We start from the raw sequence: 26988 nt of genomic DNA, 5'->3' as shown, positions 1-26988 counted from the left end.
ATGCGGCTCGCGGACCTCACCTGGCCGGACGTCGCCGAGCGCGCGGCGTCCGGCGCGATCCTGGCCGTGCCGGTCGGGGCGACCGAGCAGCACGGCCCGCACCTGCCGCTGGCCACCGACACCGACATCGCGCTCGCGCTGTGCGACCGGCTGGCGGAGAAGCGGCCGGACGTGCTCGTCGCCCCGGCCGTGGCGTACGGCTCCAGCGGCGAGCACGCCGGGTTCGCCGGGACGCTGTCGATCGGCCAGGAGGCGACCGAGCTCCTGCTGGTCGAGCTGGGCCGGTCCGCGGCGGAGACGTTCTCGCGACTGCTGTTCGTCTCCGCCCACGGCGGCAACGCCGGGCCGGTCGCCCGGGCCGTCGCGCGCCTGCGGGCGGAGTCGCGGGACGTCGAGGTGTTCCGGCCCTGCTGGACGGGCGACCCGCACGCCGGGCGCCCGGAAACCGCGCTGCAGCTGGCCCTGCGGCCCGATGACGTGCGGATGGACCTGGCGGCACCCGGCGACCCGCGGCCGCTGGGCGAGGTGCTGCCGCTGCTGCGGGACGGCGGGGTGCGCGCGGTGACCCCGAGCGGGGTGCTCGGCGACCCGACGGCCGCGACCGCGCCCGAAGGACGAACGTTGCTGGCCGAGCTCACCGCCCAGCTCGTGTCCCATGTGGACGGCTGGGCATGAGGGCCGCGCTCGTCACCGGCGCGGCCCGCGGGATCGGCGCCGCGACCGTGCTGCGCCTGGCCCGCCAGGGGTACGCGGTCCTGGCCGTGGACCTCGCCGCCGACGACCCTGCGCTCCCCTACCCGATGGGGAGCGCCGGGGACCTGGCCGCGGTCGCCGACCGCGCGGGCCCGGCCGTCGGCACCTACGTCGCGGACGTGCGAGACCCGGTGGCCTTGGCCGACGCGGTCGCCGAAGCCGAACGCCGCTGGGGCGGGCTCGACGTCGCCGTCGCGGCCGCGGGCGTCATCGCGGGCGGGGTGCCGCTGTGGGAGATGCCCGCCGAGCAGGAGGACGCCGTCCTCGACGTCGACCTGCGGGGCGTGGTCAACCTCGCCCGGGTCGCCATCCCGGCGCTGCTGCGCCGGCCGGCGCCGAGGTCGGGCCGCTTCCTCGCGGTCGCCTCCGCCGCCGCGACGCGCGGCCTGCCGATGCTGGCCGCCTACTGCGCGGCGAAAGCCGGCGTCGCCGGGCTCGTCCGCGCGCTCGGCAGCGAACTCGGGAACTCCGGGGTCACCGCCAACGCCGTCAGCCCGGGGTCGACCGACACCCCGATCCTCGCCGAGAGCGCCCGCCTCTACGCCCTGCCCGGCGCGCACGAATTCGCCGCGCAGCAGCCCGTCGAGCGGCTGCTCGAAGCGGACGAAGTGGCCGCGGTGCTGGCCTTCCTGGCCGGCCCGGACAGCAGCGCGATGACCGGCGCGGTCGTGCCGGTGGACGGAGGGCTGGCCCTGTGACCGCTCCCCTGCCCGCCGGCTTCCGCGTCGAACTCGACCAGGACACCCGGCAGCTGCGTGCGGACCTCTGGTTCGGCGGCTCCCCGGCCCGCGTGCTGCGCCTGACGGCGGCCGGGCGGAAAGCCTGGCACGAACTCGAAACCGGCCCGATCGTCTCCACCGCCGGCGGCACGCTCGCCCGGCGGCTCACCGACACCGGGCTCGCCCACCCGGTCCCGCCCGAGCCGGACTCGCCCGCGGACCTCACCGTGGTCGTCCCGGTCCTCGACCGGGCCGAGTCGCTGGCCCGCTGCCTCGCCGCGCTCGACGGCACGCACCCCGTGCTCGTGGTCGACGACGGTTCCGAAGACCCGGCCGCGATCGCCGCGGTGGCCGCCGCGCACGGCGCGAAACTCGTGCGCCGCGACGTCAACGGCGGGCCCGGGGCCGCGCGGAACACCGCGCTGGAGCACGTCTCCACCGACCTGGTGGCCTTTGTGGACAGTGACTGCGTGCCGGCCGGGGACTGGGCCGGCCGGCTCGCGGCCCACTTCGCCGACCCCCTGCTCGCCGCCGTCGCGCCGCGCGTCCGGCCCCTGGCCCCGGACACGGCGGCCGGGCGCTACACGCGCGCCGCCAGCAGCCTCGACCTCGGCGACCGGCCCGCGCGCGTCGCGCCCGGGACCCGGCTGACCTACGTCCCCACCGCCGCGCTCGTCGTCCGCCGCGCCGCGGTGACGGCGGCCGGCGCGTTCGACCCGGACCTGCGCTTCGGCGAGGACGTCGACCTGGTCTGGCGGCTGCACGCGGCGAAGCACCGCGTCCGGTACGCGCCGGACGTCCACGTCGGCCACCGGGAACCGGCGACCTGGCGCGAACTGTTCGCGCGCCGCGCGCGATACGGGACGTCCGCGGCGCCGCTCGCGAAGCGGCATCCGGAAAACCTCGCGCCGCTCGTCCTGCACGGCTGGCCCGCGGTGACCGTCGGCGCCCTGCTCGCCCGGCGGCCGGTGCTCGCGGCCGGCGGTTTCGCCGGAGCCGTGCTCAGCATGCTGAAGACGTTGCGGGCCCACGACATCCCACCCGGCGGCCTGGTCCGCGCGACGGTCACCGCCGTGCACCAGACCTGGCTCGGCACCGGGCGCTACGGCACGCAGTTCGCCGCGCCCGCGCTCGTGGCCCTGCTCGTCCCCGGCGGCCGCCGCCGGTGGGGACGGCGCGCCGCGATCGCGTCGCTGCTGCTCGGTCCCCCGCTCGGCCGCTGGTTCGCCGGCCGGCCCGGCCTGGATCCCGTCCGGTTCACCGCCGGCGCGCTCGCCGACGACATCGCCTACGGCACCGGCGTCTGGGCCGGCTGCCTGGCCCACCGGACCACCGTGCCGGTGCGGCCGAAGATCACCTGGCGCCCCCTGCGCATCGACAGCAAGGAAAAGCGAGGCCCCGCATGAGCACCACCTGGTTCGAGTCCATCGCCGAAGCCCAGCGGCGGGCCAAGAAGCGCCTGCCCGCGTCCGTCTACTCGGCCCTGATCGCCGGCTCCGAAAAGGGCCTGACGCTGAAGGACAACCTCGACGCGTTCGACGAGCTGACGTTCGCGCCGCGCACCGCCGGGTTGCCCGGCCGGCGCGAGCTGGCCACCACCGTGTTGGGGCAGGACATCGCGCTGCCCGTGGTGATCTCCCCGACCGGCGTGCAGGCCGTGCACCCCGACGGCGAGGTCGCCGTCGCCCGCGCGGCTGCCGCCCGCGGCACGGCGATCGGCTTGAGCTCGTTCGCGAGCAAGCCGGTCGAAGAGGTCGTCGCCGCCAACCCGAGCACGTTCTTCCAGGTCTACTGGACCGGCAGCCGCGACGACATCCTCGGCCGGCTGGACCGCGCCCGGCGCGCCGGCGCCACCGGGATCATCCTGACGCTCGACTGGTCGTTCTCCCACAGCCGCGACTGGGGCAGCCCGCACATCCCCGAGAAGCTGACCTTCCGCGAACTGCTGCGCTTCGCGCCCGAAGGCCTGTCCCGCCCGCGGTGGCTGCTCGACTACGCGCGCACCCGCCGCCTGCCCGACCTCAGCGTGCCGAACATGGCCGAGCCCGGGACGCCGGTCCCGACGTTCTTCGGCGCGTACGGCCAGTGGATGGGGACCCCGCCGGCCACCTGGGCCGACGTCGCCTGGCTGCGCTCGCAGTGGGACGGGCCGTTCCTGCTCAAGGGCGTCATCCGCGTCGACGAGGCCCGCCGCGCGGTCGACGCCGGCGTCAGCGCGATCTCGGTGTCCAACCACGGCGGCAACAACCTCGACGGCACCCCGGCCACGATCCGCGCACTGCCGGCGATCGCGGACGCCGTCGGCGACCAGGTGGAAGTCCTGCTCGACGGCGGGATCCGGCGGGGCAGCGACGTCGTCAAGGCCCTCGCGCTCGGCGCCCGCGCGGTCCTCATCGGACGCGCGTACCTCTGGGGCCTGGCGGCGAACGGCCAGGCGGGCGTGGAAAACGTGCTCGACGTCCTGCGCAACGGCATCGACTCGACGCTGCTCGCCCTCGGTCACCGGAGCGTGCACGACCTGAGCCGTGACGACGTCCGGATCCCGGCGGACTTCGCGCGCGTACTGGGTGCCGAAACGCCGGTCACCGCACGCTGATCCGGTGTGCGTCAGGTGACCGTGAAGCTCGCGGTCAGCGTGGCCGCGGAGCTGTTGCCCACGTAGACCTCGATCTTGCCCGGCTCGACGCGGAACTGGGCGGCGTTGTCGTAGAAGCCGACGTCGTCCGGGGTGAGCGTGAACGAGACCGGCTGCGAGGCGCCCGCGTTCAGCGTCACGCGCCGGAAGCCGCGCAGCCGCCGGACCGGCTGCACGATGCTCGCGACCGGGTCGCGCAGGTAGAGCTGGACGACCTCGTCGCCCGCGCGGCCGCCGGTGTTGGTCACCGTGGCGGTGACCTGGATCTTGCCGCCGCGGGCCGGCATCCGGGTGTCGGACAGCCGCAGGCCGTCGATGCGGAACGTCGTGTACGACAGGCCGTGGCCGAACTCGTAGAGCGGGCCGGACTCGAGGTCGAGGTACTTCGACGTGTACTTGTTGTTCGGATCGGCCGGGCGCCCGGTGTTCTCGTGGTTGCAGTAGACCGGGATCTGGCCGACCGCGCGCGGGAAGCTCACCGGCAGCTTGCCGCCCGGGTTGACCGTGCCGAACAGGACGTCGGCGACGGCGTTCCCGCCCTGCACGCCCGGCGCCCAGGCTTCGAGGATCGCGGGGGCGTTGTCGTGCAGGTACGGGATGGTCAGCGGGCGGCCGTTGACCAGGACCACGACGAACGGCTTCCCGGTCTCCTTGATCGCGGTGACCAGTTGCTGCTGCACGCCCGGGAGGTCGATGTCGCTGCGCGCGGCCGCTTCGCCGCTCATCGCGGCGGTCTCGCCGACCACCACGACGGTCACGTCGGCCGCCCGCGCCGCCTGCTGGGCCGCGGCGAACCCGCTGGTTTCGGTGCCGTCGACCGTGCAGCCGGCGGTGTAGCTCACCCGGGCGCCAGGCGCGGCGGCCTTGATGCCGTCGACCACCGTCACCGGCGGCGTCGTGCCCGCGCCGGTGCCGAGGCCCGCCCAGGTGCCGTTGAGGTCGTAGGTCGCCTGGCCGAGCGGCCCGACCACGGCCACCGAGCCGACCGACTTCGCCAGCGGCAGCACCGGCCCGTCGTTCTTGAGCAGCACCATGCACCGCGCGGCGGCCTGCCGCGACGCGGCGAGCGCCGCCGGCGACGGCGCCTTCACCTCGCCCGCTTCGTCGACGTACGGGCGTTCGAAGAGCCCCAGCTTGACCTTGACCAGCAGGATCCGGCGGACGGCGTCGTCGATCTGGTCGCGGGTGATCCGGCGCTGGTTCAGCAGCTGCTCGCCGTACTTGACGTAGTTGGTGCTGACCATCTCCATGTCGACGCCGGCCGGCAGTGCCGCGGCCGCGGCGTCCGCGCCGTCGCCGGCGAGCCCGTGCAGGATCAGCTCTTCGACGCCGGTGTAGTCGCTGACGACGAACCCGCGGAAGCCGTAGGTGCCCTTGAGGACGTCGTGCAGGACGTAGCCGTTGCCGTGCGCGGGCACGCCGCTGATGGTGTTGAAGCTGGCCATCACGGTCGCCACACCCGCCTCGACGCTGGCCTTGAACGGCGGCAGGTAGAAGTTGTGCAGCCGCTGCAGGGAGACGTCGACGGTGTTGTAGTCGCGGCCGCCTTCGGCCCCGCCGTAGGCGACGAAGTGCTTGGCACAGGCGGCGAGGCGGTCCGGCGACGCGATGTCGTCGCCCTGGAAGCCACGGACCTTCGCCACGGCGAGCTGCGAAGCGAGATAAGGATCTTCGCCGTACCCCTCGGCGATGCGCCCCCAGCGCGGCTCGTGGGTCACGTCCATCATCGGCGCGTACGTCCAGTGGATCCCGCTTCGCCGGGCTTCCTTCGCCGCGACCGTGGCGTCGGCGCCCGTGACGCCGGGGTCGAAGCTCGCGCCCTGGCCCAGCGGGATCGGGAAGTTCGTGGTGTAGCCGTGGATCACGTCGAGGCCGAAGATCAGCGGGATGCGCAGCCGCGTCTGCTCTACGGCGATCTTCTGGAGCGCGTTGAGCTTCGCGGCGCCGACCACGGAGAACACCCCGCCGAGCCGGCCGCCGGCGAGGGAAGTCCGCGCCAGGTCCTCGGTGCCGACCAGCTGGAGCTGGCCGAGCTTCTCGGCGAGCGTCATCTTCCGGAGCAGGTCCTCGACCCGCGGGTTCCGTTCGGGCGAGCCGGCGGGATCCGCCTCGGCGGGCGACGCGAGCAGCGTCGCGACTCCTCCGGCGGCGAGCAGGCCGCCGACGCCGGTGAGCAGGCTTCGCCGGTTGACACCGTCGGCGGGTTGACTCTCGGGCTGTTCCATGGCGGGGACCCTTTCGCGAGAGAACGAGGGCGACAGCATAAGCACGGAAGCCGGTTCTTTTCCGCCTGAACGCCGTGCTCGTCCCTTCCGCACCCCGCGCACCCGGACGGCGGCGGCGCACCGCCGTCCGGGGTCCGGCGGGGTCAGCCGATGTGCGAGCTGATCACCGTGTAGTCGTTGCCGACGTTGGTGTAGACACCCGGGAAGTCCTTGCGGGCGCAGCCCTGACCCCAGGAGACGATGCCGGCGAGCTTGCCGTCGACGTAGGCCGGACCGCCCGAGTCACCCTGGCAGGAGTCCTTGCCGCCCTCGGGCACGCCCGCGCAGAACATCGAGGCCTTGTCGTACTTCGAGCCGGCCGCGGTGTACTTCTCCGCGCAGGAGGCGTTGTCGACCACCGGCACCGAGACCTTGAGCAGGGTGTCCGAGACGTCGCCGCCCTCGGACGTCGCGCCCCAGCCGACCACGGTGACGTCGGCGCCGGTCCGGTAGGCCGGGTCGTCCGCCGACTGCACCAGTGTCGCCGGCTGGTACGACAGGTCCTTGTCGAGCGTCAGCACGGAGTTGTCGTGCTGCATGCCCTCCATGGTGAAGTCCGGGTTCTGCCAGACGTCCTTGACGCCGGCCTTCTCACCCGAGGTGTCGCTGAACTTCGTCTGGCCGCCGATGATCTGCATCTGCGACGCGTCGACGCCGTCGGTGCAGTGGGCGGCGGTGAGCACCTTGTTCTTCGCGACCAGCGTGCCCGCGCAGTGCTGGGCGCCGTTGACGTTGAAGATCACGGTGGCCGGGAACTCGTCGATCGTGGTCGGCGAACCGCCCACGATCCGCGGGTCACCAGCCGACGCACCGGGTGCGACGACGACCGCGAGGGCTCCGGCGGTGGCGGCCGCGGCGAGGACCGTCGCGGCCCGCCGGACCACGGAACGTCCGTCTACCTGCATGAACATCTCCCTTCAGGGACCTGGAAGGTGGTGTTCACGAGCAGACCAGACCGGCTCGGGTGCCAGTCACCTACGAAAGTCGCTTATTGACCACTTGTGGCCGATAGTTGGTTTTTGTCCGACGAAGGCATCCTTGACAACTCGCCAACGCCGTCTTACCGTTCCCTCACGCCGCCGGGTTGTCCAGACCATTTACTCACCGCCGTGAACGAATGGTCCAGCGTTCCATCGTGAAAGGACACCTCGATGCGCGCACGAGCCCTGCTCGTCCTGCTGGCGGTCCCGGCCCTGGCCACCGCCGTCGCGTTGCCCGCGGCCGCGGCCGACCCGACCGTGGCCCCCGGCGGCAACTTCGACCTGTCGATCTGGCAGCTGCAGGAGCCGGTCGGCTCCCCCGGGTCGCCGACCACCATCTCTTCGTCCCGGTTGAAGGGCCCGAACGGCTTCCAGGACAGCTACTTCTACACCGACACCCGCGACGGCGCGATGACGTTCTGGGCGCCGGAAAAGGGCGTTACGACCCCGAATTCGAACTACGCGCGGTCCGAGCTGCGCGAGATGAACCCCGACGGCTCGGCAGCGAACTGGTCGCTGAGCGGCTCGCACAAGCTCAACGCGACCCTGCGCGTGGTGTCGGTGACGAAGAACGTGTGCGTCGGCCAGGTGCACCTCGGCACCGGCGGCTCCTCGACGAAACCGTTGCTGGAGCTGTACTACCACTCCAACGGCGACATCGTGCTGGGCACCGAGAACTCCCCCGACGGCGGCCAGACCCCGCACACCGTCGGCCACGTGTCGATCGGCAAGACCTGGACGTACACGATCGGCATCTCGGGCGGCACCACCATCGACCTGACGGTCAACGGCAGCACCACCCACTACTCGATCCCGTCGTCCTTCAAGGCGTACAAGCAGTACTTCAAGGCGGGCTCGTACAACCAGTCCTCGTCGAGCAGCACGACCAACGGCGCGCGGGTGGCGTTCTACGGCCTGACCGTCTCGCACGGCTGACCGGTCAGCGCCAGCCGAGCTCCGGGGCCACGTGCGTGAGGATGCTCTCCAGCACGTGGGCGTTGTAGTCGACGCCGAGCTGGTTCGGGACGGTGAGCAGGAGGGTGTCCGCGGCCTGGATCGCCTCGTCCTCCTTCAGCTCCCGGACCAGCTCGTCCGGCTCGGCGGCGTACGACCGGCCGAAGATCGCCCGGGTGTTCTCGTCGATCATCCCGACCTGGTCGCGCGAGTGGCGGTCGCGGCCGAAGTAGGCCCGGTCGACGTCGTTCGTCAACGCGAAGATGCTCCGGCTGACCGAGACGCGCGGCTCCCGCTCGTGGCCGGCTTCCTTCCACGCTTCGCGGTAGGCCTCGATCTGCTTGCGCTGCTGGACGTGCAGCGGCTCGCCCGTCTCGTCGTCCTTGAGCGTCGAGCTCTGCAGGTTCATGCCCAGCTTCGCGGCCCAGACGCTCGTCGCGTTGGAGCCCGACCCCCACCAGATGCGGTCCCGCAGACCCGCGGAGTGCGGCTCGAGCCGCAGCAGGCCGGGCGGGTTGGCGAACATCGGCCGCGGGTTCGGCTGCGCGAAGCCTTCGCCTTCGAGCAGCTTGAGGAAGACCTCGGTGTGCTGACGCGCCATGTCGGCGTCGGTCTCGCCCTCGGCCGGGGCATACCCGAAGTAGCGCCAGCCGTCGATCACCTGCTCGGGGGATCCCCGGCTGATGCCCAGCTGGAGCCTGCCGCCCGAGATGAGGTCGGCCGCGCCCGCGTCCTCGACCATGTACAGCGGGTTCTCGTACCGCATGTCGATCACGCCGGTGCCGATCTCGATCTTCGACGTGCGCGCGCCGATCGCCGAGAGCAGCGGGAACGGGCTCGCCGCCTGCCGCGCGAAGTGGTGCACGCGGAAGTACGCGCCGTCGACGCCCAGCTCCTCCGCCGCGACCGCCAGGTCGATCGACTGGTGCAGGAAGTCGGCGGCGGAGCGCGTCTCGGAGTGCGGGCCCGGCGACCAGTGGCCGAACGAGAGGAAGCCGATCTTTTTCACACCCGGTTCAGCGTCCGGGAGCCGGGAATGATTCCCGGTTGTGAGCGGCCCGGCCGCCGCCGCACCCCTAGCGCGGCGGCGGCCGGAGGATCTCACCCACAGTGTTCTGCGCGCTCCTGGTCGGTCATCGGCGCGGTGTGCTGCGTGATGTCCCCGGTCGAGCCGGGCACCGGGCCATCCGCGTCGAAGTCCTGGTACCAGATGTAGTGGTCGTAGAACTTGTCCGGGAAATGCATTTCGTAGGTGCCGTGCACCTTCTGCATCTTCGGCGCGCGTTCCACCCAGCCCTTTTCCCCGGGCCGCACGTCGACGTTCGTCGCCTGCCCTTCGGTGTGCGAAGACTCCCAGGTGTGCTGGTACGACGTCTCGATCGAAACCTTGAACACTTCCGAGAATCCGTATTCGGCCGAAAGGGAAACGCCGAAGCTGTTCGACTCGCCGGTCGTGTCGGACCAGTTCACCGTGCTGCGCTGGAGGTCGCCGGTGCAGTTGTAGGCCGCTTCGCCGACCTGGTGCCCGGCCCCGGTGTGCTCCTCCGGCGGGCCCGCCGGGTGGAACACGCAGGAGTCCGTGCCGTTGTTGCACTTGTCGAGCAGTTCCCGGGCGGTGGGCTGGCCGCCGGCCGACGCGACCGGGGCGGTCAACACGATTCCGGCGGCGGTCAGCAGGCCGAGACCCGCCGCCGTCCACGCGGTGCGCTTGCTGGTCATGGTGATCACTCCTCTGCTCAGCTGAACCCGATGGACTGGGTGCGGTTGTCCATGAAGGACCCGATGTTGCCGGTGTTCTCCTTGAACGGGCCGTCCCGGTCGCCGCCGAGGTTCGGCTCCGGGTAGAGCCAGATCCAGCAGTCCCCCCACGGCTGCACGGACGAGATCTTGTTCTTCCAGTCGTCGCCGAGGTCGAACTGCCAGTTCACCCAACCGTCCTTTTTGCACAGCTCCGGTCCGGTGATCGTCAGCGAGTCCCCGGTGTAGTCGGGCCCGTCGAAGAAGGTGCCCTGTGTGACACCGTCGGCCTTCTCGTCGACGAGCGCGGAACGCTGCGCGCCCGTGGAGCATTTCTGCACCCCGGTTCCGATATTCAGCACGCAGTGCCGGGTCGCCGGCGTGGCCGCCGCCGGAACGGCGCCGATCAGGGACGCGCTCGCCGCCACGGCCATGGTCGTCAGTGCACTTCTGGTCCATTTCCCCGACATGTGAAAACCTTTCATCGACTGCGAATCGATCTTATGAATCGAAAATACGTCGGGCCCGCCGGTTAATGCGCGCGCGTTGCCCGTCGGGCCCGCGGGGTCTGCCCCATTCCCCTGGGCGCCCCGGCGCCGGTGTGCGAGCCAGGCGGACCGGCGGTACAGTACGCCGACCCGGTGACGCACGCCGTCGATCTCGTCACCCTCGGTGACATGATCATGAAGATTCCACGTGTCGTAACTTGACTCATTCCAGAGAAGCGCTAGGGTTCTCCTCGTGATGACCGACTTCGAGGCGCAGCTGCGGGCGGTCTCGTTGCGGGTGACGCGGCCCAGGCTGGCCGTGCTCACCGCGCTGCGCGACCACCCGCACGTCGACACCGAGACGGTGATCGCGCTGGTCCGGGCCGAGCACCCGACGGTTTCGCACCAGACGATCTACGACGTCCTGCGGGCGCTGACCGACACCGGCCTGGTGCGGCGCATCCAGCCCGCCGGCGCGACCGCCCGGTACGAGTCCCGGACCGGCGACAACCACCACCACGTCGTGTGCCGTACCTGCGGTGCGATCGAAGACGTCGACTGCGCCGTCGGCCACACCCCGTGCCTGACCGCCTCGGACGACCACGGTTTCGTGATCGACCAGGCGGAGGTCGTCTACTGGGGCACCTGCCCCGAGTGCGCGACCACCCGCACCCCGAAATGATCCGCCCCGCCCGGAAGGAAGTAGATGAGCAACACCCAGGACAACGCCGGCTGCCCGGTCGCGCACGACTCCGTGACCGCGCACGGCAGTGAGAGCGAGAACCCGGCGATCGGTTCGCCGTCCGCGAAGACGGGCGGCCGTCCGCGCACCAACAAGGACTGGTGGCCCAACCAGCTGGACCTTTCGGTGCTGCACGCGCACTCGGCCAAGGGCAACCCGCTGGGCGAGAAGTTCGCCTACGCCAAGGAGTTCGCGAAGCTCGACGTCGACGCCCTGAAGCGCGACATCACCGAGGTGCTCACGACGTCGCAGGACTGGTGGCCTGCCGACTTCGGGCACTACGGCGGCCTGATGATCCGCCTGAGCTGGCACGCCGCCGGCACCTACCGGATCCACGACGGCCGCGGCGGTGCCGGCGACGGCGGTCAGCGCTTCGCGCCGCTGAACAGCTGGCCCGACAACGCCAACCTCGACAAGGCGCGCCGCCTGCTCTGGCCGGTCAAGCAGAAGTACGGCCAGAAGATCTCGTGGGCCGACCTGCTGGTCCTCGCCGGCAACGTCGCCCTGGAGTCGATGGGCTTCAAGACCTTCGGCTTCGGTTTCGGCCGCGTCGACACCTGGGAGCCCGAGGAGATCTTCTGGGGTCCCGAGGACGACTGGCTGGGCGACGAGCGCTACGCCACCAACACCGAGATGGTGCCGGAGCTCGGCGCGACCGAGATGGGCCTCATCTACGTCAACCCGGAGGGTCCGCGCGGCAGCGCCGACTTCGAGGCCGCGGCGCACTTCATCCGCGAGACCTTCGCCCGGATGGCGATGAACGACGAGGAGACCGTCGCCCTCATCGCCGGCGGCCACACCTTCGGCAAGACGCACGGTGCCGGCAACGCCGACGACCACGTCGGCCCGGAGCCCGAGGGCGCGCAGCTGGAGGCCCAGGGCCTCGGCTGGCTGAGCACGTACGGCTCCGGCAAGGGCCCCGACGCCATCACCAGTGGTCTCGAGGTCACCTGGACCGACAAGCCGACCCAGTGGAGCAACCGCTTCTTCGAGATCCTCTTCGGCTACGAGTGGGAGCTCACCACCAGCCCGGGCGGTGGCAAGCAGTACGTCGCCAAGGACGCGCCGGAGATCATCCCGGACCCGTTCGACCCGGACAAGAAGCACAAGCCGACGATGCTCACGACGGACCTGTCGCTGCGCTTCGACCCGGTGTACGGCCCGATCTCGCGCCGGTTCCTGGAGAACCCGGACGAGTTCGCGCTGGCGTTCGCCAAGGCGTGGTACAAGCTGCTGCACCGTGACATGGGCCCGGTCAGCCGCTTCCTCGGCCCGTGGGTCGCCGAGCCGCAGCTGTGGCAGGACCCGGTCCCGGCCGTCGAGGGCGACCTCGTGAGCGAGGCCGACATCGCCGCCCTCAAGGCGAAGGTGCTCGAGTCCGGCCTGACGACCGCCCAGCTGGTCGGCACGGCCTGGGCGTCCGCGGCGAGCTTCCGCTCCACCGACAAGCGCGGTGGCGCGAACGGCGCCCGGATCCGCCTGGAGCCGCAGCGCAACTGGGAGGTCAACGGCCAGGTCGGGCCGGTCCTCGACAAGCTCGAGGCCATCCAGCGCGAGTTCAACGAGGCCGGCGGCGCGCAGATCTCGCTGGCCGACCTGATCGTGCTGGCCGGTTCGGCGGCGGTCGAGCGCGCGGCGCGCGACGCCGGCGTCGAGACGACCGTGCCGTTCCACCCGGGCCGCACGGACGCCACGCAGGAGCAGACGGACGTCGACTCCTTCAAGGTGCTCGAGCCGCGCGCCGACGGGTTCCGCAACTACCTGCGGGCCGGCGAGAAGCTCCAGCCGGAGGTCCTGCTGGTCGACCGCGCGTACATGCTGAACCTGACGGCCCCGGAGATGACGGTCCTGGTCGGCGGCCTGCGCGCACTGGGCACCAACCACGGCGGCTCTTCGCACGGCGTCCTCACCGACCAGCCGGGCGTGCTCACCAACGACTTCTTCGCCAACCTGCTCTCCCCGGGCACCAAGTGGAAGGCATCGGAGTCCGAGGAGAACGTGTACGAGATCCTGGACGTGAGCACGGAGAAGGTGAAGTGGACCGCCACCGCGGTCGACCTCGTCTTCGGCTCCAACTCCCAGCTGCGGGCACTGTCCGAGGTGTACGCGAGCGACGACGCCCGCGAGAAGTTCGTCGAGGACTTCGTGAAGGCGTGGACGAAGGTCATGGAACTGGACCGGTTCGACCTGGACTGATCCCTGGTTCGCCGAGCGGGCCCGGCCGATCTTTTCGATCGGCCGGGCCCGTTCTTTTGCGGGTGTTCGGACCACTGGCCGGAAGTGCTGCGCTGAACGGCGGACACCCGAGCACCCCATCGGCACCCTCCCCGGCTGACCGAAGTCACGCGCCGTCCGTCATGTACTGGGCGAGCCCGGGCCCGTCCGGGCGCGCGCGATAGGCCGTCCGGTTGAGATCGCACCCCAGCGGTTGTCCCGGTGGGCGATGCTGGGATATCCCGTTACTTCCGGAGGGCGAGGGAGGGGTGGGGTGACGTCGTGGAACGGGGCTGACTACCCGAGCTCCCTGGGCTTCCTCATCGACTGCCTGGAGCAGATCCCGTCCCTGCGCGACCCGGGCAGCCGCCGGCTGTGCCTGGAGCTGCTCGCCGATCACCTCGGCGTGCCCCTGGTCGTCGAGGAGCTGCCCACCACGCGGGCCAGCCTGATCGGCATCGTGCAGGCCTGCCGGCGGCAGCACCCGCGGGCGCTCGCCGCGTTCGTCGACGCCGTCGAGCAGATGGAGCCCGGGTCGATTCCCGTGCAGCGGGCGCGGTCGGCCGTCGAGGACATGGCCACGCTCGACCTCGTCACCGAGTTCGACCGCCGGGAACTGCTGAACCTGCTCGGCGAGAACCCCAGCAGCCGGCTCGCCGAGCTCGTCCGGGCGGCCGCCGGGCCCGCCGCCGAGCTGACCTCGGCCGACCACCGGCCGGCCGACGCGCTGGCGACGCTGGAGCGGATGAACGCGCAGCCCGACGGGATCCCGCCGCTGCTGCTGTTCGTCGAATACCTCGCGGCCGCCGCCGACGGCCAGCGCGCGGAAGGCCTGCGCGACTGGAACGACCGGCAGGCCGCGCGCCTGGGCGTGACCGAGCAGATCAAAGCCGTCCGGCTGGCGCAGGCCGCCGAACCCGCCACGCCGGAGGAGGTCGTCGCCTATCTCGTCGTCCGCATCGAACCGGACCTGCTCGACACCGGCCTGCTCGTCGCCGTGCACTGGCGGCACAACGATCCCACGGGCTGGCGGCCGCGGCGGAGCGAGCCGTTCGCCGGTGACCTCGACGCCGTTCGCGCGCACGTGGCCGACCTCGTCGCCGAAGCCGAAACCGGCTGGGCCAAGGACGCCGCCGCCATCCGGATCGAGTTCCTTCTCCCGTTCTCGCTGCTGAACCTGCCCGTGGACCAATGGGACCTCGAGGCGGGCAGTTCGCTCCCCCGCCCGCTCGGCCTGCACTACCAGGTCGTCGTCCGCAGTCTCGACCGCGCGCGCTCGCCGCGCTGGCACCGGGAATGGCGGCGGCGGTGGGACCTGCTCAAGAAGGTCCCCGCCGGGCTCACCACGCCGGAAGAGCACTGGCTGTGGAGCGACGGCGCGAAGCGGCGGCACCTGACCGCGCTCGACGCCAAGCTCGCCGAGCAGAAGAAGGTCGTCTCCCTCGTGCTCCGGTCGGTGCCCGACAGCGCGGACCCCGGCGAGGTGCTCGTCGGCGTCCGGACCGGGATCCCGGTGATGATCTGGCACCGCACCGAGTCAGCCCGCTCCGCGTTCGAAGCGGAGATCAAGTCCCTGCGCGACTTCCTGCCCGAGCTCGTCGAACACCTGCGCCTGCTGCGCAGCCGGGCCCGGCAGGCGGCCCGGCCCGATTCCCACGTGGGCAGCCGGGTTTCGCTCCTCTGGGACGACCCGGACCGGCCCGTCGAGCCGCAGGATCCCCCCGCGGCCCCGATCGAGGAGGTGCCCGCCCGATGAGCGGTGCCGAGATCCCGCCATGGTGCGTCTACCGCGGTCACGGGTTGCCGCCGCCGGCCGGTGACGACGCGCCGGAGCTGCCCGCGCCGCCCAGCTGGCGCACGTTCGACGGCGGGCCGGCGCTGCCGGTCCCTTCGGCGTCCGACGCCGAGTTCGTCCGGCGGCTCGGCGTACCGGCCCTGGCGTCGGCGCGGGACGCAACGCTCGAAGAGGTCCTGACCGTGAACGCCGCGTTGTACCTGCGGCGCCCGCTGCTGATCACCGGCAACCCCGGCACCGGGAAGTCCAGCCTGGCCTACAAGATCGCGCGGGAGCTGCGGCTAGGCCCGGTGCTGCGCTGGCCGATCAGCAGCCGCACGATCTCCCGCGACGGGCTGTGGACCTACGACGCCATCGGCCGCGTCCAGGCCGCGGCGACCGAGGAAGGCGCGGACATCGGCGGGTTCGTCCGCCTCGGTCCGCTCGGCACGGCGCTGCTCCCCCACGACCGGCCGCGCGTGCTCCTGATCGACGAGCTCGACAAGTCCGACATCGACCTGCCCAACGACCTGCTGGCCGTGTTCGAAGACGGCGACTACGAAATCCAGCCGCTGGCCCGGATCGCCGCCACCCAGCCGGAAGTCAGCGTCTTCACGCACGATCGCGGCGGGCGGGCGAAGGTGCAGGACGGGCACGTGCGGTGCCGGGCCTTCCCGGTCGTCGTCGTGACGAGCAACGGCGAACGGGACTTCCCGCCGGCGTTCCTGCGCCGCTGCCTCCGGCTCGACATGCCGCAGCCCGGTTTCGAACAGCTCGTGAGCATGGTCGCGGCCCACTTCCGCGACGTGCCTTCGCGCAGCGACGACCTGATCCACGAGTTCCTCGCCAGCAGCGGGCAGGAAGGCGGGCTCGCCAACGACCAGCTGCTGAACGCGCTGCACCTGACGACGTCGGGCGCGCACCAGCACGACTCGAACTGGGAGGTGCTGCGCGACACCCTGTGGCGGCGGCTCAACGTCCGGGGAACGGACTGAGCGATGGCCGACCCGGTCGACCGCCTCGCCACCGAGGCCCTCCACGCGGACGAGATCGCCGACGCGGTCTGGCTCGCCGCCCGCATCGCGGCGAGCGAGCCTCCGCGCGTGAAAGCCGAGCCGCGGCCCGAGCCCGCACCACCACCGCCCCCGCCGGAACCCGAACCCGAGCCGGAACCGCCGCCGGAGCACCGGATCGAGCACCCGCCGCCGGGCCGTCAGGAACCCACCCGGCCGCCCGACCACCCGGAACCCGCCCCGCTCCCCCTCGAGCCGGTCCCGGTGCGGTCGCGCGCCCGCAAGCCGCCGGCGGCGCCACCCGTCCGGGTACTGCCGCCGAGTCTCCCCAAGGGACTGGCCAAGGCCCTGCGGCCGCTGAACCGGCTCGTGCGGTTGAAACACCGCGCCGAACTGGACGAAGAAGAAACCGCGGTCGCCGCGGCCGAAACGCGGGTGTGGCTGCCGGTGCACCGGCCCGCCCGGGGGCATCCGTTCGAGGTCGTGCTGGTCGTCGACCGCGGTTCTTCCATGGTGCTCTGGGAACGCACTTCCCGCGCTTTCCGCGCCCTGCTGGAAAGGCAAGGCGCGTTTTCCGACGTCAAGACGGTTTCGGTGGACACCGACGATTCCGACGTGCGGTCCGTGGAAACCGCACCGGGCACGGGGTGCGAGCCGGCGCAATTGGCCGACCCCACCGGGAGGCGCGTGATCGTCGTGCTCAGCGACGGCGTCGGCCCCGCGTGGCGCAGCGGGTCGATGTTCCGGCTCCTGTCCCTGTGGGCCAAGACGTGCCAGGTCACCCTGTTCCACCTGCTGCCGGCCGAACGCTGGAGCTGGACGGGGGTTCGCGTGGTGTCACGGACGTTGCGCGGCGTCCGCCCCGGCACCGCGAACCCGATTCCCGTGCTGGAGCTGGAACCCCGGCACGTGCACCGCTGGGCAGAACTGGTGTCGGGCACTCCCGGCGTGCGGCTTCCGGTGCTGGTGCCGCCGTCCGACGAAGACCTCGCCGCCGGCGCCGAGAGCACGGAAGAACCGCCGTCGCCGACGGAACGGCTCGACCAGTTCCTCGCCACGGGTACTTCGCCCGCCATCCGGCTGGCCGGATTGCTCGCCGCAGCACCCCTCACACTCCGCGTGATGCAAGCGGTGCACGGCACCTTGATGCCGCAGGCGCGGCCCGTGCACTTGGCGGAAATCCAGCTGGGCCGTTTGCTGCACCGCGTCCCGGCGGGCGGCGAAAGCCCCGTCGAGTACGACTTCGCGCCCGGGCTGCGCCGCCGGTTGCTGGCCCTGGTGTCGCGGGCCGACACCGCGCGCGTGCAGCGAGTGGTCCAGGACGTGCTGGGTCCCGACGAGCCCGCGGTCGCGAATCTGCGCACCGCGCTGGCCGCTCCGGACGACGCCACTCTACCGGTGGTTACATCCCGCTCTGAACCGTTGTTGACTGTCCAACGTGACGTTCTAAGAGCACTCTCGGGTCCGTACACCCGGAGGGCTAACCGATTGGGTGATGCCTTGGAACGGTTTCGGGGGTCCCGTAACGATGGCGGTGCGCACGCGACTAGGACGACGGAAGGCCTAGGGGTAACTCCAGGCCACCATCCGGTAGGGTCCCAGCCGCAAGCTGAACCGATCAACCCTCGAGGGATCTCAGTGACGACCACGAGTTCGGAGCCGGGCACTGAGGTCCGCCTCTCCGGCCAGCAGCCCGCCGTCTGGGGCGGAGTCCCCCTGCGCAACGTCAACTTCATCGGACGCGGGGACATCCTGCGCGCGTTGCACGGTGAACTCTCCAAATCAACCCGTACGGCCGTACTGCCCGGTGCGCTGCACGGGATGGGCGGCATCGGCAAATCCCAGATCGCGGTCGAATACGTGTACCGCCATGCCGAGGAATACGACCTGATCTGGTGGATCCCGTCGGAGAACCCCTCGGAAATCCAGGCGTCGCTGGTGAAGCTGGCGAAGCGGCTCGATCTTCCGGTGGAGCAGTCCGTGGACACCGCGGTGCCCGCCGTGCTGGAGGCGCTGGGCGGCGGCGAACCGTATCGCCGCTGGCTGCTGGTGTTCGACAACGCGGACCGGCCCGAAGACGTCCGCAAGTTCTGGCCGCGGCGCGGTGAGGGCCACATCCTCGTGACGTCCCGGAACCCGCAGTGGTCCGAGGTTTCCCAAGCGGTCGAGGTCGACGTCTTCCGGCGGTCGGAAAGCCGGGAGCTGCTCCAGCGCCGCAACCACGACCTCGCCGACGAGGACGCCGACCGGTTGGCGACGGTCCTGGGCGACCTGCCGCTGGCGGTCGAGCAGGCGGCCGCTTGGCGCGCCGAAACGGGGATGGCCACCGACGAATACCTGGAACTGTTCGAGAACAAGCGCACCGAACTGCTGCAGTCGCGGCCGCCGGCGGACTACGACGTCGCGGTCGAAGCGGCGTGGAACGTTTCGCTGGACAGGCTGCGCGAGGAGAACCCCGGCGCGCTGGAACTGCTCGAAGTGTGCGCGTTCTTCTCCCCGGAACCCATTCCGCGAGCGATGTTCAGCGGCGTCCGCAACGTCCCGACCTCCGAGGCGCTCGAGCAGACCCTGGGCGACCCCATCCAGCTGAGCCGGGCGATCCGCGAAATCAACCGCTACAGCCTCGCCAAGATCGACCACCGCAGCGACACGCTCCAGCTGCACCGCCTCGTGCAGCTGGTGCTGCGCAACAAACTCGGGCCGGACGACCAGGAACGGGTGCGCCACACCGCCCACCTCCTGCTCGCCAACCGGGACCCCAAGCAGCCCGACTCGGTCGACTACTGGGCGCGGTACGCGGAAATGCTCCCGCACATCCGCGCTGTCGACGCCCGCAACTGCACCGACCGCTGGGTGCGCCGGATGGCGATCAACGCGGTCAACTACCTCTTCGCCTTCGGCGACCCGGCGGGTGCGCTGCGGATGGCGGAGGACTACGCGCAGTTCTGGAACGCCAAGCTCGGGGAAAAGCACGCGGACACGCTCGTCGTTTCGCGCTGGTGGGGCCGGATGCTCCGCGCGCTCGGGCGGTTCGAAGAAGGCCGCGCCGTCGCGGAGCGGACCTTGGCCCTGATGCAGGAGACCCTGGGCGAAACGCACGAAGAGACGCTGCTGACCATGCACGGCGTCGCCTCGGACCTGCGGGCGAAGGGCGACTTCGAGCGCGCGCGCCAGATGAACGAGTTCGCCTACCTGAGCGCACTGGACCGGTTCGGCGACGAAGATCCCGACACCCTGGCCGCCGCCAACAACTACGCGCTGAGCCTGCGGCTGGTCGGCGACTTCGCCGCGGCGCGCGACCTGGACGAGCGGACGGCCCAGCGCAAGCAGACCGTCCTGGGCCCGGACCACCGGCACACGCTGCTGACGCTGGACAACTGGTCGGTGGACCTGCGCGAGACGGGTGACTACCTGCGGGCGCGCACCGAGCAGGAGGACACCGTCCGCCGGATGCGGACCCAGCTGGGTGCCCGGCACCCGATGACCCTCTCGGCCATCAAGAACCTCGCGATCGCCTACCGCAAGGCGGGTCTGCACCGCGACAAGAAGGCGCTCACCCTCGCGATGGAGGCCACCGACGGGCTGGTCACCAAGTACGGGGAATCCCACCCCGACGCGATGTCCGCGACCATGGACCTGTCGATCGAGCACCGCCAGGACGGCAACCTCGCCGAGGCGCGGCGGCTCGGCGAGCACGTCATGGGCCTGTACGAAGCGAGCTGGGGCGAGAAGCACCCGTTCAGCGTGGCCGCGGCGACGAACCTCGCGGTGACGCTGCGCCTGCTCGGTTCGGTCGAGCAGGCGCGTGCGCTGGGCGAGCGGGCCCTGACCGACATGACCGAGGCGCTCGGCGCGGACCACCCGTTCACGCTCGTCTGCGCGACGAACCACGCGAGCGACCTCGCCGAGTCGGGTGACTACGAACGCGCCTACGCACTCGACCAGGCGACGCTCGAACGCTCCGAGCGCGTGCTCGGCGCCGACCACCCGTCGACGCTGGCCCTGCTAGTCAACCAGGCACTCGACCTGCGCGGGCTCGGCCGGGGCGAAGAGGCGGACAGCCTGCAGCTGAACGCGGTCCAGCGGCTGCGTCAGGTCCTCGGGTCGGAGCACCCGGCGACGGCGGACGCGCAGTTCAACCACCGCGCCAACTGCGACATCGACCCGATGCAGATCTAGCTCGCGGCAACCACGAAGGCCTCCGGTCGGGATCCCCGGCCGGAGGCCTTCGTCGTTCAGCCGAGCCAGCGCGCCAGCCGGTCCGGGTTGGGCGCCATCCCGTGCTGCCGGCGTACTTCCCGGTGCACCGCGTACACCAGCTCGGGACGGTTCAGCAGCACCGGGTACCGCGTCGCCAGGGCGAACCCCGCCCAGGCCGCCGGGGAGTCCGGAGCCGTCGCGAGCTCCTGCCGGTAGAGCTCGGCCGCGTTCCCGGTGTCGCCGTCGACGAGGGCCAGGTCCGCCGCCGACATCCCGGCGATCTCGGCCATCGCGAGTTCCGGTTCGGCGCGGTAGACGTCGTACAGGTCCGGGTCCGTCACCCAGGTCCGGGTGAGCGTGAGCCGGGCCGACCCGGCGGAACCCGGTGCCGGCACGAGGATCGGCGGTGCGGCCGGGATGAGCGGGCACGGCCGGTTGCGCAACCAGGCCTCGGCCAGCTCCGCCGCCACGCGGTCGGCGACGCGCAGGTGCCGCAGCCGCCACGCCAGCCGGTGGTCGAGGTTCGCGCGCGCGGCCGCGTGCCCTATGTCGTCCGGCAACGGCTCCGTACCCCAGTCGCGGAGCCGATCCCGTGAAATCGCGAGGAACCGGCGGCCCAGCGCCGAGGGGACCGCGTCGGTGAGCAACGTGCCGACGGCGTGCGCGGTCTGTTCGCGCCGGTAGGCGAATTCGAACTGCGCGGCCCGCGCCGCCAGTCCCTTCACCACCGGGTAGTGCTCGCGGTAGAAAGCCGTGACCCCCAGGAACGAATAGGCGCCGTGGAGGAGGCCGACGGCCGGCCGCGGGTCGTCGCGCCAGGGCGCGTAGAGAAGTGCGGTTTCGTTGTCCGCCAAGGGATCGAGGAGATCGACCAGCACCAGGAGGACCCCGAACTTGCTGTGCTGGAACTCGTGCACCAAGGTCGCCGCGAACGTCGTCGCGTCCGGCGGCCGGGACAGGACCAAGGCCCCGAAGACGTCGTTGTGGGACGCGCTGTACGGCGTGAACCGGTCGATGGCGGGTGCGGGCACCAGGGTGGTGAGGCCGGCGGAAAGCTCCGCCGCGACCGCCGGGTGGTGCTCGGTCAGCAGCTGCCAGGTCTCCGTCAGGATTTCCGCCCACCGCGCGACTTCGCCGTCGTCGAGCCGTTGAGGCGGCTGGGGTCCGTCGAAGCGGCGGAACGGATCGAGGTCGTCGAGGAAGAGCTCGCCGTCGCCGGCGCGCAGTGTCCGGAGCGGGAGCCAGCCCGGGCCGTCGGCCGAGCTGTCGTCGGGTATCTGCACGCTCCCGGCCGGCCCCCGCACCAGGACGTGCCCGCGGTCCGCGTGCACCTGCGCGAAATCCCATTCCCGGCGGCTCCGGACGTCGGCGAGGCCCAGGGTGGGCAGCATGAGCCGGCCGCGCCAGACCGGCACCCGGGACCGGAAGTCGTGACCCGCGCGGATCGCCGCGGCGGTGGCCAGCCGGTGGAGACCACCGAGCTCGGCCCACAGCGGCGAAGGTTCCGTGCCCCCGTTCGTCAGCCGCTGCAGGACGTTCGCCGCCCACAGGCCCGTGTGCGGGTGCGCGATGACGCGGTCGGTCGCCGCGGGATCACGCTGCTGGGCCTCGATCAACAGCGTCCAGGCCTGGTCGAGCGGCGACAGCGGGGACATCGCGGGCTCCAGCTCGGCGGCACTGTCGAGCACCGCGCGCAGCAGCGTCAGCCGCCTGCTGCGGTCGGCTTGCCTGAGCTGCCCGACGACGGCCGCGTCGCTGGTCCCCGCGGCCATCGCGTCGAGGTTCGTCAGTGACACCCGGTGGGTGTCCAGCATCGGGTCGCGGGTTCCCTAACCCCCGCTCAACGAGCGTCCGGGGCCTGGTTCTGCAGCACGCCGGTCCGGCTGCACTCGGCCTGCCCGGCGACCTTCCGGAGCGAGTGGAGCAGCGCCGGGTCGTCACTGTCGCGCAGATCGGCCAGCGGGAACGCGCTCAGATCGACCATGCCCGTGGTGACTTCGCCTCGCGCCTGTCCCATATCAGGTCCTCCCTCACGACACGCCCCGCGATCGGGGGAGTAATCATCATGCAACACGAAACGGGATTTGTGAGCGTCCGCATGGCGGATCAATCGCTCCGGTCCGAATACGGTGCGTTTCCACAACGCCGAAGCTCGCCATTCGCAGGGAAACTGACGGACGCCGGGCACTAGCGGCGTGCCGTGCTCGCCACCGCGACCGCGAACAAGGCCAATACCACCGCCAAGCCGGACAAACCGACGGCAAGCGAGCCGGCGGCGGCCAGTGCCCCGACGAGGAGCGGGCCGCCCGCGTCGCCGAGTTCGCGGCCGACTTCGGCCGAGCCCATCGTCTGCCCGAGGCGTTCGGGCGGGGTCGCGGCGGCCAGGTGCGCGAAGCCGATCGGCGTGGCCAACCCGGTTCCGGCGCCGATGGCGAGCGCGGCCACGAGCAGTCCGGCGATCCCCGGCAGGACGACGGCCGACGCCAGTCCCAGCGCGGTGATCGCGAGCCCGCCCGCCATGCCGGCGCCGTCGCGGATCCGGCCCGCGTCGCGCGCTCGGCCGGCCCACGGCTGGACCAGCGCGCCCACGGCCGCGAGCACCGACACCACGGCCCCGGTGGCCAGCGGGCCGAGTCCCGCACCCGCACCGGCCACCGGCAGGAACCCGACGCCGACCGCGACGGCGGCGGTCGCGCCCGCGAGAGTCGCCGTCGGGCGCAGGAAACCCCGGGTGGCGAGCCGGCGGGCGAGGTCGAGCACCGTCTGCCGGGCACGCGGAAGTGGCGCCACGCCCGGGACGGCGGCCGCGGCCCAGCCGGCGACCGCCAGCGCGAGCACGCCGAGGGTGCCGAACAGCAGCGGATAACCGCCGAGCGTGATCAGGACCCCGCCGAGGACCGGGCCCAGGGTGTAGCCGAGGCCCTTCCACGCGCCGTAGCCGCCGAAAGCGCGGCCGTGGCCGGTTTTCGGGGCCAGGCGGGCCACCAGCGCCCCCGCGGCCGGCGAGAACGCGGCGGCGCCGGCGCCTTGCCCGAGCCGCGCGAAGCCGACCAGCGCGGGATTGCCGGCCAGCACGAACGCCGCCGACGCGACGGCGAACACCAGCAACCCGCCCAGCAGCACGGGCCGCGGCCCGATCCGGTCGGCCAAGGCCCCGAACACCGGCTTCAGCACCACTTCGGCACCGTCGTAGACCGCCAGCAGCAACCCCAACGTGAGCAGCGACGCGTGCTCGGCTTGGGTGTAGCCCCCGAGCCCGGCCGCGATGCTGTGCGCACCGAACGCCGTGACGAACCCCGCCGCGTAGACGGGCAGCAACCGGCCCTTCACGACGTCGGCGCCGTCGCCGGGCCGGCCGGCATCGCGTGCGGCCAGGGCGTGTCAGGCGCGAAGTCGTTGACAGTCAAGAAGAAGTCCACGCCGGCCTCACATCTGGTGGAGCGCCTGGAAGACCAGGTCGGTGTACTCGGCCAGCCGGTCGGCGCAGTGCTTCAGCCGCTCGTCCGCCTCGGCGGCGGCCGGCGCGCCGAAGACGTCGCGGGCCTTGATGTCGCGGTGCCAGCGCCGCAGCCGCTCCAGGCTCTGCTCTTCCTCTTCGAGCTCGGCCATCGTGAACTTGCGGGTCCGGATCTCCTTGTCGATTTCGGCGTCGAACTTGCCGCAGTCGGCCAGGAACTCGGCCCACTCCTCGGCTCGCTCCGCGGTGAACAGGGCCTCCAGCCGCGCGGCGTCCGGCTCCGACCGGCCGGTCGCGTCGAGCACGAGCACCTCGCCGTCCCCGCGGCCGGCCAGCTCGATCACCCGGGCGACGCCGGCCACGAACACCGGCGCGTCCGGCACGACCCAGGCGCCCTGCCCGAGCGACAGCGCGCCCGCCCGCCGCAGTTCACGCCAGACGGCGACCCGGTGGCGGCTCGGCTCGGCCGGCACCCGCACCACCAGCACCGACCACCGCGGCGTGTCCCGAGATTCAGTCACAACGTCGAATGTATCAGCTGTTACATCAGAGACCGGTCTCGCGCGTAACACAAGGTGACGACCGGGATCAAGGGGCCTCCGGCCTCCACGGTCAGGCCGGTAGCCCGCAGTGACGAACGCCCCGAATTCCGCACACTCTTCGTGACAGCCCAGTCGGGCGGGTTCCCCGTAACGCACTCCCAGGAGACATCCATGCGCAAGATCAGCAAGCGGTCCGCGGTCGTCCTCGGCGCCACCGGCGCCCTCGTCGTGGCCGGGGTCGCCTACGCGGCCTGGACGAGCTCGGGCTCCGGCACCGGCTCGGTCACCTCGACGACCTCCGTCGACTCGGCGATCTCGCCCGCCACTTCGGGCAGCGCGCTCTACCCGGGGGCGAGCACGGACTTCACCGTGACGGTCAGCAACCCGAACGACTACCCCGTGGTCGTGACCTCGATCAGCGGCGGCTCCTCCGCGCTCGTCAACGGCACGTGCGCGGCCGGCACGGTCACCAGCGACGCCGCCACCGCACCGGCCGGCACCATCGCGGCGCACGGCACCGGCACCTACACCCTGCACGCGCACATGAGCGGCACCGCCGACGACGCCTGCAAGAGCCAGACCTTCAGCCTGCCCCTCACCGCGACCCTCGCGTCGAACGCCTGACCAACCCCGATGCCCAGGTGGAGACACGGCGCCCCGGCCGCCGCGCTGGCGGTCGCGGTGCTCGCCGGGTGCGCGGGGGCCCCACAGCCCGGGCGGCCGGATCCGAACGGCGGCAAGCGGTTCGGCATCGCCGACCTCCCGGGCCGGGCGAGCCCGCTGTACCCCGGCGCGACCGGAACCCGCTGGATCCGGCTGAGCAACCCGGAGAAGTTCGCGATCCAGGTCAAGACGGTCGAGGCGAAGGTCGGCACCCCGCTCGACGCCGCCGGCCGGCCGGTGACCGCGTGCCCGGCGACGTCGGTTCGCGTCGACGCCCTCGCGCGGCCGGTGCCCGTCACCGGCGGCGGGACGGCCGACGTCGCCCTCCGGACCCACATGCTGCCCGGCGCGCCGCCCGCGTGCCGCGCCCTCACCTTTCCCTTGAGCTACACAGGAACGGCGGTCAAGCCATGAAGAACCCCACCCTGCGCCGCGCCCTCGTGGTGACCACGGTGGTCGGCGCGACGCTGGGCGGCGGGATCGCCGTCGCGGCGTGGACGAGCACCGGCGCGGGCACCGCCGGCGCGAAAGCCGGCACCGCGGCGGCGCCCGCCACCGGGACCGTCGACGCGTCGGCGATCACCACCGGCCTGCTCTACCCCGGCGGCCAGGGCACCGCGAAGATCCAGATCACCAACCCCAACCCGTACGCCGTGACAGTCACGAGGATCGCGGCGAACGGCGCGGCCACCGGCACCGGCGGGACCGGCAGCTGCGGCACCACCGGCGTCACCTGGACCCTGCAGCAGCCCGGCAGCCCCATCGCCGCCGGCGGCACCGCGACGCTCACCCTGACGAACGCGGTTTCGATGGCGACGACCGCCGACGACGGCTGCCAGGGCGCGGTCTTCTCGATCCCGGTCACGGTCGCGGTGAGCTCGTGAACGGGCGGGCGCTGACCGCGTTCGTCCTCAGTGGACTCGTCGTGACCGGGACGGCCACGGCGGAGGCGGCGTGGCAGAAGACCGGCCCGGGCACGGCGGCCGCCCGGGCGGACAGCCTGCCGGCGCCGGCCGGGTTCAAGCTCACCGGTAGCAACTGCAACAACGGGAAGCCGAAGGCCTCGGTGTCCTGGACCAACCCGGCTCCCGGGCTCTGGACCGGCCTCGACGTCGTGGCGGCGCCGGCCGCGGACAGCACCGCCTACACCGTGCTCACGACGTCGCAAGGCACCTCGGCCGACCTCGACCTGCCGTACAGGCCCGCCTACCTCAGCGTGCGCACGGTCCGGAACAGCTGGCGCGGCCGGTCGGACGTCGTCAGGGCCTGCTGAGGTCCGGGCGCAGCGCGTCCGCGACCAGGTCGAGCAGCCGGCCGATCCGTCCCGGGTCCTGGTCGCCCGTGGTGGACAGGAACACGCCGAGCACCATCAGCGTGACGTCCTCGGGCCGGGCGTCGGCGCGCAGGGTGCCCGCCCGCGCGCCCGCTTCGAGGATCGCGCCGATCGCGGTGCTGATGCGCTTGCGCGTCACCGGGGTCGTGATCCGTCCCGACGCCAGGCTCGCGCGCAGGACGTCGCCCATTCCGCGCTTGGTCTGCACGAAGGCCGCGTAGCGGTCCATCCAGGCGCGCAGCGCCGCCTCGGGCGGCAGCTCCTCGAGCAGGGCCGGGGCGCTGGCCGTGACGTCGTCGAGTTCCGCCGCGTAGACCGCTTCGACGAGCGCCTCGCGGGTCGGGAAGTGGCGGTAGAGCGTGCCGATGCCGACGCCGGCCTCGCGGGCGACGGCTTCGAGCGCGACGGGTCCCTCGGCGCCGGCGAAAGCGGCACGCGCGACCGCGACGAGCTTTTCCCGGTTGCGGCGCGCGTCGGCGCGCACCGGGCGCTCGGGTTCGGGCGATGGCAAAGCGGAGGC

At 72.0% G+C, this 26988-nt stretch carries 24 protein-coding genes; 14 read left to right on the top strand and 10 right to left on the bottom strand.

The window, feature by feature from the left end; translation table 11 throughout:
* Genes mftE through mftD form a run of 4 tightly spaced genes read left to right on the top strand, consistent with a single transcriptional unit; the run spans position 1 to position 4068 of the window.
* Positions 1–675 (top strand): mycofactocin biosynthesis peptidyl-dipeptidase MftE, encoded by a 675-nt coding sequence (gene mftE, locus ACWEN0_RS39150; protein ID WP_451985144.1) that lies wholly within the window; start codon positions 1–3, stop codon positions 673–675.
* Positions 672–1451 (top strand): mycofactocin-coupled SDR family oxidoreductase, encoded by a 780-nt coding sequence (locus tag ACWEN0_RS39145; protein WP_451985142.1) that lies wholly within the window; start codon positions 672–674, stop codon positions 1449–1451. The genes mftE and ACWEN0_RS39145 overlap by 4 nt, the downstream gene beginning before the upstream one ends.
* Positions 1448–2878 (top strand): mycofactocin biosynthesis glycosyltransferase MftF, encoded by a 1431-nt coding sequence (gene mftF / locus ACWEN0_RS39140; RefSeq protein WP_451985140.1) that lies wholly within the window; start codon positions 1448–1450, stop codon positions 2876–2878. The genes ACWEN0_RS39145 and mftF overlap by 4 nt, the downstream gene beginning before the upstream one ends.
* Complete coding sequence (gene mftD / locus ACWEN0_RS39135; protein WP_451985138.1) at positions 2875–4068, top strand: pre-mycofactocin synthase MftD; 1194 nt, start codon at positions 2875–2877, stop codon at positions 4066–4068. Before mftF ends, mftD begins: the two co-directional genes overlap by 4 nt.
* A gap of 11 nt (positions 4069–4079) precedes the next feature.
* Here mftD and ACWEN0_RS39130 read toward each other — a convergent pair whose 3' ends face one another.
* Both ACWEN0_RS39130 and ACWEN0_RS39125 read right to left on the bottom strand, forming a co-directional pair.
* Positions 4080–6332, bottom strand: coding sequence for a glycoside hydrolase family 3 N-terminal domain-containing protein (locus ACWEN0_RS39130; RefSeq protein ID WP_451985136.1), 2253 nt, complete (start codon positions 6330–6332; stop codon positions 4080–4082).
* A gap of 143 nt (positions 6333–6475) precedes the next feature.
* Positions 6476–7276, bottom strand: a complete 801-nt coding sequence (locus tag ACWEN0_RS39125; RefSeq protein ID WP_451985134.1) for a S1 family peptidase — start codon at positions 7274–7276, stop codon at positions 6476–6478.
* A 246-nt stretch (positions 7277–7522) separates the two neighbouring features.
* On the opposite strand from ACWEN0_RS39125, the gene ACWEN0_RS39120 reads away from it, so the two are divergent.
* Positions 7523–8287 (top strand): polysaccharide lyase family 7 protein, encoded by a 765-nt coding sequence (locus ACWEN0_RS39120; protein WP_451985132.1) that lies wholly within the window; start codon positions 7523–7525, stop codon positions 8285–8287.
* Positions 8288–8291: 4 nt separating this feature from the next.
* Here the strand turns inward: ACWEN0_RS39120 and ACWEN0_RS39115 are convergent, their stop codons facing one another.
* The 3 genes from ACWEN0_RS39115 to ACWEN0_RS39105 all read right to left on the bottom strand — a co-directional run bounded on the left by ACWEN0_RS39115 (position 8292) and on the right by ACWEN0_RS39105 (position 10512).
* Complete coding sequence (locus ACWEN0_RS39115) at positions 8292–9314, bottom strand: LLM class flavin-dependent oxidoreductase (RefSeq protein ID WP_451985130.1); 1023 nt, start codon at positions 9312–9314, stop codon at positions 8292–8294.
* Between the two features lie 92 nt (positions 9315–9406).
* Positions 9407–10024 (bottom strand): hypothetical protein, encoded by a 618-nt coding sequence (locus ACWEN0_RS39110; protein ID WP_451985128.1) that lies wholly within the window; start codon positions 10022–10024, stop codon positions 9407–9409.
* A gap of 17 nt (positions 10025–10041) precedes the next feature.
* On the bottom strand, positions 10042–10512 hold the full coding sequence (locus ACWEN0_RS39105) for a hypothetical protein (protein ID WP_451985126.1): 471 nt from the start codon (positions 10510–10512) through the stop codon (positions 10042–10044).
* 274 nt (positions 10513–10786) lie between these two features.
* On the opposite strand from ACWEN0_RS39105, the gene ACWEN0_RS39100 reads away from it, so the two are divergent.
* From ACWEN0_RS39100 to fxsT, 5 genes are all read left to right on the top strand, one after another.
* Complete coding sequence (locus ACWEN0_RS39100) at positions 10787–11212, top strand: Fur family transcriptional regulator (protein ID WP_451985124.1); 426 nt, start codon at positions 10787–10789, stop codon at positions 11210–11212.
* A 24-nt stretch (positions 11213–11236) separates the two neighbouring features.
* Positions 11237–13468, top strand: coding sequence for a catalase/peroxidase HPI (gene katG / locus ACWEN0_RS39095; protein ID WP_451985122.1), 2232 nt, complete (start codon positions 11237–11239; stop codon positions 13466–13468).
* Between the two features lie 292 nt (positions 13469–13760).
* Entirely contained in the window at positions 13761–15242 is a 1482-nt protein-coding gene (locus ACWEN0_RS39090; RefSeq protein ID WP_451985120.1) for a VMAP-C domain-containing protein, read from the top strand.
* Complete coding sequence (locus tag ACWEN0_RS39085) at positions 15239–16255, top strand: AAA family ATPase (protein ID WP_451985118.1); 1017 nt, start codon at positions 15239–15241, stop codon at positions 16253–16255. Before ACWEN0_RS39090 ends, ACWEN0_RS39085 begins: the two co-directional genes overlap by 4 nt.
* A gap of 3 nt (positions 16256–16258) precedes the next feature.
* The gene (fxsT, locus tag ACWEN0_RS39080) at positions 16259–20452 is read left to right on the top strand and encodes an FxSxx-COOH system tetratricopeptide repeat protein (protein ID WP_451985116.1); all 4194 of its coding nucleotides are present in this window, start codon (positions 16259–16261) and stop codon (positions 20450–20452) included.
* A gap of 56 nt (positions 20453–20508) precedes the next feature.
* Here the strand turns inward: fxsT and ACWEN0_RS39075 are convergent, their stop codons facing one another.
* The 4 genes from ACWEN0_RS39075 to ACWEN0_RS39060 all read right to left on the bottom strand — a co-directional run bounded on the left by ACWEN0_RS39075 (position 20509) and on the right by ACWEN0_RS39060 (position 24451).
* A complete protein-coding gene (locus tag ACWEN0_RS39075; RefSeq protein WP_451985114.1) occupies positions 20509–22287 on the bottom strand; it encodes an HEXXH motif domain-containing protein in 1779 nt (592 codons plus the stop codon).
* A 26-nt stretch (positions 22288–22313) separates the two neighbouring features.
* Positions 22314–22490 carry a hypothetical protein gene (locus ACWEN0_RS39070; RefSeq protein WP_451985112.1) on the bottom strand — a complete coding sequence of 59 codons (177 nt, stop codon included), beginning with the start codon at positions 22488–22490 and terminating at the stop codon, positions 22314–22316.
* Positions 22491–22660: 170 nt separating this feature from the next.
* The gene (locus tag ACWEN0_RS39065; protein ID WP_451985110.1) at positions 22661–23803 is read right to left on the bottom strand and encodes an MFS transporter; all 1143 of its coding nucleotides are present in this window, start codon (positions 23801–23803) and stop codon (positions 22661–22663) included.
* A gap of 96 nt (positions 23804–23899) precedes the next feature.
* A complete protein-coding gene (locus ACWEN0_RS39060; protein ID WP_451985108.1) occupies positions 23900–24451 on the bottom strand; it encodes a Chromate resistance protein ChrB in 552 nt (183 codons plus the stop codon).
* Between the two features lie 192 nt (positions 24452–24643).
* Here ACWEN0_RS39060 and ACWEN0_RS39055 point away from each other — a divergent pair, with 192 nt between their 5' ends.
* The 4 genes from ACWEN0_RS39055 to ACWEN0_RS39040 are packed head-to-tail and all read left to right on the top strand — an operon-like array spanning position 24644 to position 26408.
* Entirely contained in the window at positions 24644–25096 is a 453-nt protein-coding gene (locus ACWEN0_RS39055; protein WP_451985106.1) for a hypothetical protein, read from the top strand.
* Positions 25097–25105: 9 nt separating this feature from the next.
* A complete protein-coding gene (locus tag ACWEN0_RS39050; RefSeq protein WP_451985104.1) occupies positions 25106–25549 on the top strand; it encodes a hypothetical protein in 444 nt (147 codons plus the stop codon).
* Positions 25546–26019, top strand: a complete 474-nt coding sequence (locus ACWEN0_RS39045; RefSeq protein WP_451985102.1) for a hypothetical protein — start codon at positions 25546–25548, stop codon at positions 26017–26019. The genes ACWEN0_RS39050 and ACWEN0_RS39045 overlap by 4 nt, the downstream gene beginning before the upstream one ends.
* On the top strand, positions 26016–26408 hold the full coding sequence (locus tag ACWEN0_RS39040; RefSeq protein ID WP_451985100.1) for a hypothetical protein: 393 nt from the start codon (positions 26016–26018) through the stop codon (positions 26406–26408). The genes ACWEN0_RS39045 and ACWEN0_RS39040 overlap by 4 nt, the downstream gene beginning before the upstream one ends.
* Here the strand turns inward: ACWEN0_RS39040 and ACWEN0_RS39035 are convergent.
* Entirely contained in the window at positions 26395–26979 is a 585-nt protein-coding gene (locus ACWEN0_RS39035; protein ID WP_451985098.1) for a TetR/AcrR family transcriptional regulator, read from the bottom strand. The two genes, ACWEN0_RS39040 and ACWEN0_RS39035, sit on opposite strands and share 14 nt — an antisense overlap.
* Between the last annotated feature and the right edge of the window lie 9 nt (positions 26980–26988).

This window comes from Amycolatopsis sp. NPDC004378 (assembly GCF_053602455.1).
The sequence above is the reverse complement of the archived record's forward strand: the minus strand, read 5'-3'. Positions and strand labels throughout refer to the sequence as shown.